The 14,703-nt window shown below is 60.1% G+C and carries 11 protein-coding genes; 3 read left to right on the forward strand and 8 right to left on the reverse strand.

All coding sequences use genetic code 11. The features are described from left to right. Positions 1-58: 58 nt before the first annotated feature. The 3 genes from E4O98_RS05980 to E4O98_RS05990 are packed head-to-tail and all read right to left on the reverse strand — an operon-like array spanning position 59 to position 3,040. Positions 59-952, reverse strand: coding sequence for an alpha/beta fold hydrolase (locus E4O98_RS05980; RefSeq protein ID WP_005785233.1), 894 nt, complete (start codon positions 950-952; stop codon positions 59-61). Beyond that, positions 949-2,343, reverse strand: a complete 1,395-nt coding sequence (locus E4O98_RS05985; RefSeq protein ID WP_005785231.1) for an aminotransferase class III-fold pyridoxal phosphate-dependent enzyme — start codon at positions 2,341-2,343, stop codon at positions 949-951. The genes E4O98_RS05980 and E4O98_RS05985 overlap by 4 nt, the downstream gene beginning before the upstream one ends. Beyond that, complete coding sequence (locus E4O98_RS05990) at positions 2,336-3,040, reverse strand: MtnX-like HAD-IB family phosphatase (RefSeq protein ID WP_032877547.1); 705 nt, start codon at positions 3,038-3,040, stop codon at positions 2,336-2,338. Before E4O98_RS05990 ends, E4O98_RS05985 begins: the two co-directional genes overlap by 8 nt. 226 nt (positions 3,041-3,266) lie before the next feature. On the opposite strand from E4O98_RS05990, the gene E4O98_RS05995 reads away from it, so the two are divergent. Continuing rightward, complete coding sequence (locus E4O98_RS05995) at positions 3,267-4,037, forward strand: MipA/OmpV family protein (protein WP_005785228.1); 771 nt, start codon at positions 3,267-3,269, stop codon at positions 4,035-4,037. Positions 4,038-4,145: 108 nt separating this feature from the next. Here E4O98_RS05995 and E4O98_RS06000 read toward each other — a convergent pair whose 3' ends face one another. The 5 genes from E4O98_RS06000 to E4O98_RS06020 form a co-directional block, all read right to left on the reverse strand. Continuing rightward, positions 4,146-4,550 (reverse strand): EamA family transporter, encoded by a 405-nt coding sequence (locus E4O98_RS06000; RefSeq protein WP_078820405.1) that lies wholly within the window; start codon positions 4,548-4,550, stop codon positions 4,146-4,148. Further along, a complete protein-coding gene (locus tag E4O98_RS06005) occupies positions 4,547-4,927 on the reverse strand; it encodes an EamA family transporter (protein ID WP_032877549.1) in 381 nt (126 codons plus the stop codon). The genes E4O98_RS06000 and E4O98_RS06005 overlap by 4 nt, the downstream gene beginning before the upstream one ends. Continuing rightward, on the reverse strand, positions 4,924-5,844 hold the full coding sequence (locus E4O98_RS06010; protein WP_148853361.1) for an arginase: 921 nt from the start codon (positions 5,842-5,844) through the stop codon (positions 4,924-4,926). Before E4O98_RS06010 ends, E4O98_RS06005 begins: the two co-directional genes overlap by 4 nt. A gap of 159 nt (positions 5,845-6,003) precedes the next feature. Then, positions 6,004-6,657, reverse strand: coding sequence for a DsbA family oxidoreductase (locus E4O98_RS06015; protein ID WP_032877552.1), 654 nt, complete (start codon positions 6,655-6,657; stop codon positions 6,004-6,006). A gap of 55 nt (positions 6,658-6,712) precedes the next feature. Further along, a complete protein-coding gene (locus tag E4O98_RS06020) occupies positions 6,713-7,732 on the reverse strand; it encodes an alpha/beta hydrolase (protein WP_103733405.1) in 1,020 nt (339 codons plus the stop codon). Positions 7,733-8,013: 281 nt separating this feature from the next. Between E4O98_RS06020 and E4O98_RS06025 the strand changes: the two genes are divergently transcribed. Together E4O98_RS06025 and metR are read left to right on the forward strand one after the other, a co-directional pair. Beyond that, the gene (locus tag E4O98_RS06025) at positions 8,014-13,584 is read left to right on the forward strand and encodes a DUF6543 domain-containing protein (protein WP_248134400.1); all 5,571 of its coding nucleotides are present in this window, start codon (positions 8,014-8,016) and stop codon (positions 13,582-13,584) included. A 78-nt stretch (positions 13,585-13,662) separates the two neighbouring features. Beyond that, a complete protein-coding gene (gene metR, locus E4O98_RS06030) occupies positions 13,663-14,580 on the forward strand; it encodes a transcriptional regulator MetR (RefSeq protein ID WP_005785216.1) in 918 nt (305 codons plus the stop codon). Positions 14,581-14,703 lie beyond the last annotated feature (123 nt).

The following is a 14,703-nucleotide window of genomic DNA, read 5'->3' on the forward strand; positions in this document are numbered from 1 at the left end:
AGATTGCCCTTATTTCTATGGCGAACGCCGATCAAATGTGAGAGCTGGCCTCGGTGCGTCAGGCAGACCGCAGTGATGCCATGGCTGGCAAGCCAGCGCCCACCTTGACCGGCGTTGACCTGAAGGCTGTGTGCTGCTCGACAAACTCGGCACTCAACTCGATCACCCGTCGGTATTGCAGGTCGACCGTGATCATGTGGTAGCAGTTATCCAGCAAAATCTTGGTCACCGGGCCGCCGAGGTGGCGTTCCACGTAGTCGGCGTTCCAGCGGCTGGTGATGTCGTCTTCGATCGAATGCAGCACCAGCGCCGGCACCTTGATGTCGGGCATGCGCTTTTTGACCACCGCGTTCATGCGGTGCAATTCGCGCACGGTAATGCCTTCCATGGTCAGTAAACCGGCCTCGCTGCTTTCGCCTTCCTTCATCTGTCGCTCGACGATGGCCCGCAGGCGCTCATTCTTGATGCCGTAGGGCGGCTTTTCTTCGAAGCTGCAAACGTGCACGCCGAATGGAATCTTCATCAGCAACGGCGTGAGGAACGCCAGCTTGTTGATGCTCCAGCCGTCGTACTTCAGGGTGGTGGAGTACATCAGCAGCCCGGCGACCTGGCCTGGGTGTTCGGCGGCCACATACATGGACATCACCGCGCCCATGGACAAGCCGCCGACAAACACCTGCCCGTGGCGTTGCTTGACCTGCAGGAAGGTCTTGCGTACGCCTTCGTACCAATCACGCCAGCCGGTAGCCTGCAAGTCGCTGTTATCGCCGCAGTGCCCGGCCAACGTGGGCACATACACCGTGCAATTGCCTGTCTTGGCCAGGCCCTTGGCGACCTGGCGCAACTCGGTCGGTGTGCCGGTCAGGCCGTGGATCAACAGGATCCCGACCGGACCTTCACCGAGAACGAAGCCGGCGGTACCTTCACCGAGGTCGATCCCTTGCGCATTCACCGATTGGTCGCTCGCACCAGCAGTTGCTCAAGCAGCTTGAGACCCAATTCGATTTCCGGGTAGCTGATTTCCAGGGACGGTGCCAGGGTGATCACGTTCTTGTAGTAACCGCCCACGTCGAGGATCAGACCCAGCTTCTGGCCGTCCACCACCATGTCGCCTTTCATGCCTTCCTCGACCATGTAGTCCAGGGTCGCCTTGTCTGGGGTGAAGCCGTCCGGGCCGCAGATTTCGCAGCGCAGCGCCAGGCCCAGGCCGTCGACATCGCCGATGATCGGGAAGCGTTTTTGCAGGTCCTGCAAGCCTTCCAGGAAGAACTTGCCCTTGGCCATGACCATCGCGCCGTAATCGACTTCGTTGGTCATCTTGAACATTTCCAGGCCGACGGCGGTGCCCAACGGGTTGGAGGCGAAGGTGGAGTGAGTCGAACCTGGCGGGAACACCTTCGGGTTGATCAACTCTTCACGGGCCCAGATACCGCCCAATGGGTTGAGGCCATTGGTCAGGGCCTTGCCGAACACGATCACGTCCGGCTGCACATCGAAGTGCTCGATCGACCAGAGCTTGCCGGTGCGGTAGAAGCCCATCTGGATTTCGTCGGACACCATCAGGATGCCGTGCTGGTCCAGGACGTGCTTGAGCTCGCGGTAGAAGTTCATCGGTGGGATCACGTAGCCGCCGGTGCCCTGGATCGGCTCGACATAGAAAGCTGCGTATTCGCACTGGTTGGTTTTGGGGTCCCAGACGCCGTTGTATTCGGTCTCGAACAAACGGGCGAACTGCTGCACGCAATGGCTGCCATATTCTTCCTTGGTCATGCCCTTCGGGCCACGGAAGTGGTAAGGGAATGGGATGAAGTTGGCGCGTTCACCAAAGTGGCCGTAGCGACGACGATAGCGGAAGCTGGAGGTGATCGACGAGGCGCCGAGGGTGCGGCCGTGGTAGCCGCCTTCAAAGGCGAACATCAGGCTTTTGCCGTTGCTGGCGTTGCGTACCACCTTCAACGAGTCTTCGATGGACTGCGAACCGCCGACGTTGAAGTGCACGCGGCCGTCGAGACCGAACTTCTTCTTGGCATCGACCGCGATCATTTCCGAGAGCTCGATCTTGCCTTTGTGCAGGTACTGGCTGGCAATTTGCGGCAGGGTGTCGATCTGTTGTTTCAGCGCATTGTTCAGACGCGGGTTGGCGTAGCCGAAGTTGACCGCCGAGTACCACATTTGCAGGTCGAGGTAAGCCTGGTCTTCGGTGTCCCACACGTAGGAGCCTTCGCAACGGCTGAAAATACGCGGAGGCTCGATGTAGTGAACGGTGTCGCCGTAGGAGCAATACTTGGCTTCTTTATCCAGAAGGATCTGGTCTTCGGCGGTAGCGATACGGATATCAGACATGATGGAAGAGTTCCTGAGTGTCAGAAGAGGTGTTGAAGGTGGTGGCGTTGGCGGCGATGCCTTGGGGCAGCTTGGCCAGCAGTGCGGTCACTTGCGCAAAGGTGTCGAAGCGCGCGTGAGGAATCTGGTTGGCGACGCAGTACTCGGCGAGGCTGCCCTTGGCGAACACGAAGTCGGCGGTGGAAGCCACGCACATGTCGGACTTGCCGTCACCTATCACCAGTACGCGCTTGTTGCGCGGGGTGGATTTGCACTTGCAGTTGCCGGAAGCGGCGCGGCAAGCATCGCTGGCGTAGGGGAAGTCGATACGCCAGCTGTTCTGGTCGACCTGGCGCAGGCGGTTGGCGAGGATCGGCAACAAGGTCACGTAATTGCGCGACAGGATGCGCGCGATGCCCTGCTCGATGCCGTCGCTGACCACCTCGATAGAGGCGCCCAGGTCCATGACGTGATCAACGAAATCCGGGAAGTCCGGGTCGATCTCGACGCTGTCGAAATACGCCAGCAGTTCGCTTGGGGTGGCCTTGATCAGCGCCAGTTGGCGGCTCAGGCATTCGCGTGAACCGATATGCCCGTCCAGCCATTGCTGTTCAATGGTTTCCCACTCGGGGCCGGCGAAGCGTTGGAGGACGTTGTCGATGACATCCGTGGGGGTAATGGTCCCATCGAAGTCACACACGATATGCCAGTGGATCATCTACCTGTACCTGAGAGAGCGCGCTGTATGCGCTTGCAACAGGGATAGAGCAGGGAGTGTGCCAACTAGTCAAAACCCAGTGGGGCTGGGGGTTTGCCGGCAGAGTCGCAGTGATAGACGTGCTGCAAGCTACAATTTTTGTAGCTTGCTACAAACAACATGAGTGCTTGCGCAGGCGCGAGGGTTTGCGCGTTCATGCGCGCCTGTCACCTCAGGAACGTACACCATGACCAACATCACTTCTGCCGTATTCGCAGGTTTGCTCGGCCTATGGGGCTGCTCCAGTGCCGCCTGGGCAGACGGCATCAGCGGCGACGTGGGCGCGGGCCTGAGCTATCAGCCCCATGACCCCACCGGCAGCCGCTACGAAACCCGACCCGTGCCCTACCTGGACCTGGATTGGGGCGACGTCAGCCTGAGCACCGACGACGGCCTGACCTGGAGCGCGCTGAACACCCACGGCATCACCGCCGGCCCCTATATCAATTACCTGGCAGGGCGTACCTCCAACGGTGAGTTGCAGGGCTTGCGCAATGTGTCGGACATGGCTGAGGTCGGCGGTTTCATCCAGTACGCCCCGGCCAACTTCTGGCGGGTCTACGCGCAACTGGGCCAGGCCGTGGGCGGCGGGCATTCCCAGAGCGGCACCCTGGGTAAGATCGGCGGCGAACTGGGCTACCCGTTGGGCGGCGGGATTATCGGCAGCAGTGGGCTGGTGGCGCATTTTGCCGATGCACGCCAGGCCAATACCTTCTTTGGCGTAGACAACAACGAAGCCGCCGCCACCGGCTTTCGGCCCTACAACGCCAGCGGCGGCTTCCAGAACGTGACGTTGAGCCAAAGCTTCGCCTTTCCCCTGGCGCCCCACTGGTCGCTGCTGACCAGCGCAAGCTGGGTGCATCTGGTTGGCTCGGCGGCCCGAAGCAGCATCGTCAAGCAGGCCGGCGAGGTGAATCAGGGGCAGGTGCAGACGGCGATCAGCTACACCTTCGATTAGAACCCGATGCAGTTCTGCCTTAAGTAAGCACATCCAAAATGTGGGAGGGGCAAGTCGAATCGTCGCACCGCCCCTCCCACATTTTGCCTGTGATTCGCAGCACAGTTTTCAGTGCTCTTCGCCCTCAGCCAAAAGCGCGATACCACCGATAATCACCCCCACCCCCACCCAATGCAACAGGCTGATGTGCTCACCCAACCCCAACCACGACCCCAGCAGCACCGCCACAAACACCAGTGAACTCAGGGGAAACGCCAGCGACAAACTGCTGCGCCGCAAGATCAGCATCCACACAAAAAACGCCCCCAGGTAACTGGCAATCGCCGCCAGGATCCCCGGGTTACGCGCCACGTCGGCCAGCCACTGCCAAGTGAAATCCATCTGCCCCAATTGATCACCGGCCACCTTGGTAAACAATTGCCCGGCGCTTTCGGTGGCAATCAGCAGCGCCCACAGCACCAGGGTGCCCAGGCGCCCATGTAACCAACCGCTATCGACTGTCTGCGTCGTCATGCCTGGCTCCCCGCAATCGCTACCAACATCACACCCAAGGTAATCACCAGCGTGCCCAGCCAACGCCTTGGGCTGACCCTTTCCTTGAGCACCACCCTGCCCGCCAGAACCACCAGGCAATAGGCCAAAGCCGCCAACGGAAACAGCAGACTCAATGGCGCACGGGACAGGGCTTCGAGCCAGACGAAAAACTCGATGACATAGGCGCCCACACCGGCCCAGAGCAACGGTGCATTGAACACCTGGCCCCAGAATGCGCGCAGGCTGAACCCGCCATCGAGTTGCGGTAAGCGGTCCACGCCCAGTTTGAAACACAGCTGGCCAATCACATCGAGAACAATGGAAAACGCCAGCAACAACACCACGGTCAGGGTCACGGGAACAGCTCCTCAAACAGGTTGATCAAGGCCTCATTGGTCGCGGCATTGCGCTGCAAGTCTTGCGCGCTCCAGCGCTGCGGTGGCGGCTGGTCGGACTTGGCTTCCCAGCGCTTGAACGCGTTGCTGAACACCGGCGTGGCGAACTCACCGCACACGTCGATGCCAATGATGCGTTTATGCGCCGCCAACGCCCGCAGGGCCTGGAGCAGATGGGTCAGGCGCATACCGCCCTGATCCCAATTGGTGGCGGCGTCTTCGCTGGCCAGCACATCCTTGTCGATGGTGATCCAGATCGCTTCGGTGGGCAGGCTGGCGATCATCTGGTCGAGGAATTTCGCCCAATCGAGCTCTGCCAGGTTGCGCCAGTGCAGGTGGTTTTCCTGCTGCTGGTGACCCGCTCCATCACCGACCCGACCCCAGACCTTCGACGGCGGGTGCTGCCAGGGAAACAGCTGCAATTGCCCGCGCTTGAGCGCGCCAAGGTTGCCGCCACGCAGTTGTGGGTTATGCAGGTCATCGCTGCACGGGCCGAGGGTGACGATGCGCTTGATCGCCGGCATCTTCAGTGCGCGGTTGACCCAAGAACCACAGTGGCGCTTGGGCGCAAAGCGTACCCAGTCGGGGTGGTTGTCGAAGTGGATCAGGCTGACGGGCTCTTTCAAATCAGCCAAAAAGGCCGGCGTAAGGTGGTGATAGTCACCGGAACCGACAAACAGGATTTCCGGGCGCGCATCCCTGGGCCGAGGCCGTTGGGCCAGGCGTTCGGTGAATCGTTTCCAGGTTTTTTCTGTGGACCACAGGCGCAGTTTCGGCCCCAGATCGAGCAGGTCCAGACGCGTGGCCCGGCCGTTGGCCAACCGTCGGGCAATGGGTGCCTGGCCGGTAAGGCTGTGGTCGAGGTCAAGTATATTCAAGGTAGTGTTTCACCCCTAATGGCAGCGCCCAACCGCAGGCCGGCCGGGCTTTAGGGGGGTAATGCAAGGGATGGGCCAGCGTTTGGATGAGCGCCGTTTTTGAAAACAATGAGTATCAAGTGTGGGAGCTGGCAAGCCAGCTCCCACATTAGAGCGGCGTCAGGATCGCGCTTCGGCAATGATCTGGCGAATCGCGCCCACAAAGGCTTCAGCAGGCTGGCCGCCGCTGACAGCGTACTGGTCGTTGAACACAATGGTCGGCACCGAGGTCACTCCGCGGGTGATCCACAGTTTTTCCTGCTCGCGCACTTCGGCGGCATATTCATCAGAGGCGAGAATTTCGGCGGCGCGCTTCAAGTCCAGGCCGACGCTTTCGGCAATGATCGCCAGGGTCGCGTGGTCGGACGGGTCCTGGCCATCGCTGAAGTACGCCTTGAAGAGTGCTTCCTTGAGGTTGTACTGCAAGCCTTCCAACCCGGCCCAATGCAACAGGCGATGCGCATCGAAGGTGTTGTAGATGCGGCTCTGGCCGTCGGTGCGAAAAGCGAAGCCCAACGCTGCGCCCATGTCGCGGATGCGCGCACGGTTGGCCTGGGATTCTTCGGCGGTGGAGCCGTATTTTTCAGTGATGTGCTCGACGATGTTCTGACCTTCGGCGGGCATGTTCGGGTTCAGCTCGAACGGCTGGAAATGAATCTCGGCCTGCACCTCGGCACCAAGCTGGTCGAGGGCTTCGGTCAGGCCGCGCAGGCCGATGATGCACCAGGGGCAGGACACGTCGCTGACGAAATCGATTTTCAGGGGAGTACTCATGGTAGGCAACCTCGCTGGCTTGAATGCGCCGCAAAGGTTGCACGATACACCAACTTCACAACACCTTCGAAGGCTCGCCCAAGTCGATCTGCGCCCAGTGCGCGGTATCTTCACGATGAGCCTGCAGGTAGGGCAACACCGCCGCCAGCAACGGCGCCTTGAACGCTTCCTGGAAACGGTGGGCCAGGCCGGGTATCAGTTTCAACTGGCTACCCTGGATATGCGCGGCCAGGTGCACGCCGTGCATCACCGGCAACAACGGATCGGCCGTGCCATGCACCACCAGGGTCGGCACGCGCAGTTGGTTGAGCAACGGCACGCGGCTCGGTTCGGCAAGGATCGCCATGATCTGACGCTTCACGCCTTCCGGGTTAAACGCGCGGTCGTAGGACTGCGCCGCCTGATGCAGCAACGCTTGACGATCATCCTTCACATTCGGGCTGCCCAGCGCCGCAAGCAAATCGGCTTGCTGCTCCAGGGCCACCTCACGATTGGGCGCGCTGCGCCGTGACAATAATTGCACCAGCGCCGCATTCGGGGCGGGCAGGCCCTCGGCGCCGGAGCTGGTCATGATCAACGTGAGGCTTTCCACCCGCTGCGGCGCCATTGCCGCCAGGTGCTGGGCGATCATGCCGCCCATGCTTGCGCCAAGGACATGGAATTGCTGCACCTGCAACGCATCCATCAAGCCCAGCGCGTCGTCGGCCATGTCGGTCAATGTATACGGCGCAGCCACCGGCAAACCGAGCTTGTAGCGCAGCACCTCGAAGGTCAGGTTGGCACTGGCCGGCGCTTGCCGCCAGGTGGACAGGCCGACGTCACGGTTGTCGTAACGGATCACCCGAAACCCTTGCTCGCACAGGGCGACCACCACTTCATCCGGCCAATGGATCAACTGCCCACCCAGGCCCATCACCAGCAGCAACGCAGGGTCCGACGCCCGCCCGATACTTTGGTAGGCGATGCTCACCTGTTCCAGGTCGACGGTTTGGGTCGGGACATTGACATCACATCGAGAAGCCGCAAAGGACGGCAGGCCGAATAGCAGAGCGGCCAGTAAAAGCAACACACGCATGAAAAACACCGAAACGCAGAACCCCAGTAGAGCGCGAGTCTGATGAAGTTTGTTCAAGCGCGCTGCCACAGTTGCGTGACAATTTGATGAATGACGCCGAGCGGTCATCGGCCTCTAACTATGTATGCCACAACCTTCCTCTTGCTCAACGTTAATGAGGCTCTCTTTTTTCGTGAGCACCGTCCCCTTTGGGTCGCCAGCGAATAAAGCTTGTTCACTTCAGCACAGTCCGCAACGTAGCGGCCTGTGCGCTCCAACGCCCTACTTCAAGGATTGAAACCATGACCCACACTACAGGCCCCACCGATTTCGGCGTCTGGTCTCCACTGCCGCTACCGAGCATTGACGAAGACCTGTTGGTCGACGCCACCCAACGCTGGCAAGACTGCCGCCGCGATATGCTCACGCTGATGGCCGGCATTCCGACGGTTCGCAGTTCGATCAACCGCCTGCTCCAAACCGATCTGCAACTGGACGGCGAGCGCGTGATGCTGCAATTCCCCGCCACCGAACAACGCGGCCGCAGCCTGATCAGCCTGACCGATGCCTGCCTCTACCTGCAACAACACCCAAACCTGGACACGACGCAAATACCGGAATGCAACCTGCTTTACCTGCCGGCGCAACCACCCCTGGCGCAACACACCGTTGCCCAACTGCTCGATGAGCTTAAAACCCTGGATCTGGAGCAAGCGATCGAGGACAACTGGTTGCGCTATTGGCGCACGGAGCGGGCCCCCAATACGCCTCTGACCTGCCTCAACCGGGCGATCGAACTCTACCGGATCCACTTCGAAGCCAGTGGTGAACACTTGCTGGCCGAAAAAAAGATCCATCCCGAAGTGCTCACACCGTTGTTCTCGCTGATCAACCCGGTAGCGCCCACGGCCGACGCGCCAAAATTCTGCGTCGAGCAGCTGTTGCTCAAGCGCACCGGGGCCAATGCCATCGCGCTGCCCGGCGCCTGGGTCCTGACCCTGGATACAGAACAACCGGTCAGCCAACTGGTGTACCTGCCGACACAGGCGCCTGCCTGGCATACCTTTAGCCGGCGGCTGGACCTGGAGCGTTGGTTGCTCGACCGGCAAACCACATTGTTCGCAGCCAGCAATATCGATCCCCTGGCCAGTATCGAGTACAAGATCAACAACAACCCGCTGGAAGCCGGCCTCAACCTTTGGCTCAAGCAGTTGGCCAACCAGCAATACCAGGACGCGATCAAGCCGTTGGCCCACGTCAAGATCCACAATGCCTACCAGGCCAGCCAGCACATTGACCAACGCGATGTTCAGCGCCGGGCCCAGGCACTCTTTGCGCAAGCGCCCGACCAACCGGGGACGACCGTCGATGCACAGGTCGACAGTAACCTGCCACAGTTCGGCCTGCTGCATAACGGCATGCACGCCAGCCAACGCAAGGTCCTGATAAGACAGCACCGCCGCGCCCTGGAAAAACTGTTCGGCAGCAACACCCCGACGAGCCCAGCCTGGCAATCGTTCAAACAGCAACTGGACAACCTGAAAGTGCAGCAACGCGCCGCTGAAGACGCGGCACGCGCCATGCTGAACCGTAGACACTTGGATTTCGCCGCACTCAACACCCACTACTCCGCGCTCTACCAGGCGCGCCTGCAGGGGCTGCGGATCGAGGCGAACATTCAGCGGGCCCTGGACCAGATCACCGAAGCCGAACTGCTACAGATCACCAGTGCCCTGGATACGCCTGAGCCTGACGTCATGACGTTGGTGTTGTCGGTCAAGCGGCCCGGCGATCTCCAGCCGACACACACCGAACTCAACGGGCCGCTGGTCTTGCTTCCCCCCCAGGACCCGCAAACCCCAACCACCGGCAGCGGCACGCATTTCGTCTACTGGCCCGGTAACGACGGCGGCTTGCAACGCTTCGCCTCCCGACAGGCGCTGGAAGAAGCTTTGTTCGCCATCCATCCCCAAGATGAGGTACTGGCCCTGCAGTTCAAGCCATTGGCCCAAGATCCCTTCGAGTACAGCCTGAGCAGTCAACAAACCGCCTTCGAAGAAAAAGCCGCGAGACTGCGCCAAACCTGGTCCGCCCCGGAAGACGCCGCAACGCTAGCCGGTGAGTTGGAAAGACTGCGTGCACAAACGCTGCCGAGCTTGCTGATCCCGGATAACGCGGCACGCGAGGCCGCGTACCTGCAACTCATCGAGCAGTACAATGCCCAGGTGCTGGCCAACGACATGCAACCGTGGATGCGCCTACAGTCCACAGAAAAACACGAAACCCTAAAGAAACTGCTGAGCGCCTATATCCCCGCGCTGACCCGTTCACAGGCCTTGTTTGGACGCTCGCTGCCAGCACGTGACGTGTTTGTCAGCCAACAGCTGGATGCACGCTTGCGCAAGGATTTCGGCATTAAAAAAGGTTTTACCCTGGAGCTGGAGCTGCCCGACTCGGTGGCGCAAAAGCGCGATATCGTTGCCGGTGCCGCGCCGGGCTCGCCAATCAAAATGATCGATGTCCCCAGCGCTAAACGCAGCAAGATGCCCCTGGATACCCTGGCCTTACTCAACATCGGCTCTGATATAAGTCTGCGCCTGGGGTTCGTGAGCGTCGAAGTGACGGCCGATGATCCCCTCGAAGGCAACACCCTGAAGGCGGGTGTCACCAGCCACTATCTGGCGGCCATGGTCAAGGACCTCAATCTGGCGCAACGCTATGAAACGCGGATTATCAGGGCCTTCGATGGTTCACCGGAGGAGTCTACATTCCAAAAACAGTACCGCCGCGAATGCCTGGTCGAACCCCTGCGTCTGATGCTCAAGGCCCAAGGCCTGCTGGCGGTCATGCAAAACCATATCAACAGCGACGAACTGAGTACCCTCAATACAGCGATCGATGCCGATACCCAGAGCGCCTGGGATGTCGATGGCAAGCGCATCCGCCTGTTGCCGGCCCACCTGAGCATAGGCGGCAAGGACACAAACCAGGAAAGCCCGATCACACTATCGGGTATCACATTCATTGAGGAACAGAACAGCGGGAGCATCGTGCTCTACCTACCCGACGCCCCCGACCAACGCTACCTGCGCGGTTATGCCAGCCTTGAAAAGGCGCGCCTTGCTCTGTTTGAACTGTGCCGGCTCGACAGCATGTTGGAGTATGTCGCGGGCCGTGCAATCAAGGGGGACGTACGGGCACACATCAGCCGCATCGGCCAGGCCATCGACAAAGACCAAAACGCGATGATCCAGTCAGGCTTTGCTTGGCCGGCCACCACTTCGCTGGCTGTCCATCAGTTGAATGCCCATAGGGGCCGCCTGCTCGAAGCCCATCGTAATGACTCGCGCTCCAACGATGATCTGGCCAATGAGAGGTACCATCTTCAAAGCGCCAAGGTGTTCAACGGCATCAAAATTGCCCTGAGTATTGTCCCGGTGGTTGGCACCGCCGTATCCCTGGTAGACGCTCGCATCAGCCTACATCAGGCGGTTGCTGCGTTCCGGCGCGGTGATATCGACGATGGCATCGACCTGCTGGCCTCGGTGTTCGAAAGCCTGTTGTATGCGGCCATGGATGCCCTGGCCATGGCCGCGGTGCCCAGCGCACGCGCCAGCACCGCCCGCCAACTGACCGCAGCACGCCAAGGCAAACAGGCGCCAAGCCCAAGCTTCTGGCGATCCTTGAAACGCCGCCAGGGCACCACCACTCGCCAGCGCTTCGCTGGCTTCGAACACCCCGACCCCCTTGCAAGCGGCAGCCTGCAACCGGTGTTGACCGGGCCCTATCGCCACACCTTGCGCCATAACGTGTCCGGCGATTACTTCATCTTCAGTGAAGGGCGTTATTACAGAGTCAGGTACGACGCCGGCACCGGAGAAATGCGCCTGATTGCCAGAAACAGGTACGACAGTGTGGTCGTTGAGCTGGACCCTGCCCTGCAATGGGACACTTACGGAGCGCTGCATGGTGGTCGCAACACCGTTTATGGCGGTGGCAGCCGGCGCAGAGGGCGTGGGGAAGCCCAGCCGGGCAGCGTTCCACCGGCGGTCAATCGGCAACTCCCGGCACCCGCGCTGGAGGTCAATACGCAGCGCGCTACGCTCGGTAACGATGTGACAACCCAATACAACAACCTTAAGACCCAAGTCGATGCCAGCACCGCAAAGTTAAGAAAATACGCAAGCGACTATCCAACCCCCTCAACCACGTCCACTCAAAGAACAACAGACAGCAAAGCCCTGGATGTCGACCTGGCCAGGGACATCGAAAGCGCCAAGAAGATGTATACGTCGCTCGAACTGGCCCAGCAACAGCAAGTCCGCCTACCCGACTTCAACTATGCTGCAGAACTGAGTAAAACAGCCCACATTGTGTCGGACCGACTCAATCACCTGATTCACCATGCCAGCAACCGTTCCGTGGCGTCACTTGACCGATCCATCGCGATCACCCAGCAACTGGATAACCTGTCTCCAGCCTCCCCCATCACTCAAACACTGCTCAATGAAGTGAGGCAATGCCGCCTGAACATACTTGATGATCTTAACGTGATAGAGCGCTCGATGAAGGACATGGGCACCTGGAGCAAACGCATTACCGCCAGAACGGCGCGCACTGAGGTCGCGGCCAACCTGGCTCATTGGAAGCAGAAATTTACCGACCTGCGCATTACCAGTATGCGCAGCGGCCAACTGTTGCACCCCATCACCCGCCGACAGCAAACCGTGGGCATTGACTGGATCTACCAGGAAACTGCGGTGAATCAGGCCAGGCACAACGTCAGCCGCGCTCTAACCGCGAACATGACCCTACCCGAAGCCAATATCAGCCGGGTTGAACGCAATCGAATATTGCAGAACTGCATCAAGGTCTATGAAGAGTTTTCACGTGATCTGAGTGCCTGGAACGAGAGGTCACCAGATCATTTCGATCCGAACTTTTTCCAACTCATGCAAAAAGACCTTGACCGCTTGATTCGAAAAGCCGAACGGGCCATCAAGAAACCCGCCTCCGAGCCCAATCCAAACGCTACTCGGAAGGCCTTTGAAACCGAGGACGGGCAACTATTGATAGGCACCGAAAAACCCGCCGGGCAACAATCACCGCGACAATTCATCATCAGCGACGCCGACGGCAATCCCACTGAGGTATGGGATAGGGTTGGCGACAGCAACACCTACCGTTTGAACCCGACCCAGAGCCAACCTGCCGCCGCCCCGCCTGCGCTGCCCACCGACCGCCGCGCCACGCTTGCGGATGCCCGTACCCGCCTGGACGCAGTGGATGCTTTTGAAAAGCAGGTGCGAGGGTACAAAACCATGGAGCCGATCAACCTCGAACACAGGCTGGTCACCGAAGCCAAACAACTCAGGATTCGCGCCAACAACGTGCAAAGCCTGGACGCGGGCAACCCGATTGTCGATCAATTACGCACTCGTGCAACTGCGCTTGAACAGGCAGGCGAAGCCTTACGGATCCAACGCAGCCTGGAAAGCCCAACGCCGACTGAAGGCTACCTGGACTATCTGGCCGGTAAAGGCCGAGTGGTGATTCGAAAAATCGGCGCGCGTAAAAAGCTCAGGGACAAACGCCCTGACGGCAAAGACGACTACCTGCAGGAATACGAGATCTACGACTCGAACCGGCAGGCTAAGGCTGACCAACCGATCTGGTACGCGCACTTTCACTATGACGCGCTGCAGTCCTCGTTCGACAGTTTCCCCAAGGCGCATTTAAAGCGCTTTGAACAACGCTACCTGGGAATGAAATGGCAAGCCGCAGCAGAGGGACTGGCATTTGCAGACACTAAAATCTGGCGTGGGTCTATCGAAAAGCCCTTCGCCAGAATGCACTTCCAGGCGCTGAAGTAAGCCCAATAGGTGGGCGGCCAACATGAAGAGCTTTCAATGAATTATCATTGTGCGCAAATACTATTCATGGAGGCGACAGTGCTGGAAATCCGTCATCTAAAAACACTGCATGCCCTGCGTGAAGCCGACAGCCTGGTAGAGGCAGCCGAGCGCCTGCACCTGACACAGTCCGCCTTGTCCCACCAGTTCAAGGAACTGGAAGAGCGCCTGGGCATGCCGCTGTTCGCGCGCAAGACCAAGCCTGTGCGCTTCACCAGCGCAGGTCTGCGTCTGCTGCAACTGGCGGACGCCACCCTGCCCTTGCTGCGTGGCGCCGAACGCGACATCGCACGGCTGGCAGGCGGCACCGCCGGGCGCCTGCACATGGCCATCGAATGCCACAGCTGCTTCCAGTGGCTGATGCCCACTATCGACCAGTTCCGCGATGCGTGGCCGGAGGTCGAGCTCGACCTGGCCTCCGGCTTTGCCTTCGCCCCCCTGCCGGCCCTGGCCCGTGGCGACCTGGACCTGGTGGTGACTTCCGACCCGCTGGAGCTGCCGGGTATCACCTATGTGCCGCTGTTCACCTACGAAGCCATGTTGGCCGTGGCCAACCAGCACCCGCTGGCGAACAAGTCATACATCGTGCCGGAAGACCTGCTGACAGAAACCCTGATCACCTACCCGGTGGAAAGAGACCGCCTGGACATCTTCACCCGCTTCCTGGAACCGGCCGACGTGGAACCCGCCCTGGTACGCACCTCGGAGCTGACGGTGATGATGATGCAACTGGTGGCCAGCGGCCGAGGCGTCTGCGGTATGCCCCACTGGGCGCTGCATGAGTACAGCTCACGCGGGTATGTGAAGGCCAAGCGCCTGGGCGAGAAAGGTCTGTTCGCCACGCTGTACGCGGGCATTCGGGCGGACATGCTGGATGCGCCGTACATGCGCGACTTCTTGCTGACGGCCAAGGACACGTCGTTTTCCACCCTGGATGGGGTCAGCGCAGTGCGTTAAGCGACTTCGCAGCCGCCAACGGTAACCACGATGCGAAGCGAGCCGCTCTTGATCCTGATCTGCTTTTGATCTGCTTTTGATCTTGATCTTAAGCGCCCCGTCAAACCACGCTGGCCGTAATCC

Source organism: Pseudomonas sp. W2Jun17 (assembly GCF_023127795.1).
In the GTDB taxonomy this organism is placed as follows: Bacteria; Pseudomonadota; Gammaproteobacteria; order Pseudomonadales; family Pseudomonadaceae; genus Aquipseudomonas; species Aquipseudomonas synxantha_A.

Excerpts from the sequence above, each read along its gene's own strand:
- E4O98_RS05985 (WP_005785231.1), bottom strand. The coding sequence starts at position 2,343 with ATGTCTGATATCCGTATCGCTACCGCCGAAGACCAGATCCTTCTGGAT.
- E4O98_RS05990 (WP_032877547.1), bottom strand. The coding sequence starts at position 3,040 with ATGATCCACTGGCATATCGTGTGTGACTTCGATGGGACCATTACCCCC.
- E4O98_RS05995 (WP_005785228.1), top strand. The coding sequence starts at position 3,267 with ATGACCAACATCACTTCTGCCGTATTCGCAGGTTTGCTCGGCCTATGG.
- E4O98_RS06000 (WP_078820405.1), bottom strand. The coding sequence starts at position 4,550 with ATGACGACGCAGACAGTCGATAGCGGTTGGTTACATGGGCGCCTGGGC.
- E4O98_RS06015 (WP_032877552.1), bottom strand. The coding sequence starts at position 6,657 with ATGAGTACTCCCCTGAAAATCGATTTCGTCAGCGACGTGTCCTGCCCC.
- E4O98_RS06020 (WP_103733405.1), bottom strand. The coding sequence starts at position 7,732 with ATGCGTGTGTTGCTTTTACTGGCCGCTCTGCTATTCGGCCTGCCGTCC.
- E4O98_RS06025 (WP_248134400.1), top strand. The coding sequence starts at position 8,014 with ATGACCCACACTACAGGCCCCACCGATTTCGGCGTCTGGTCTCCACTG.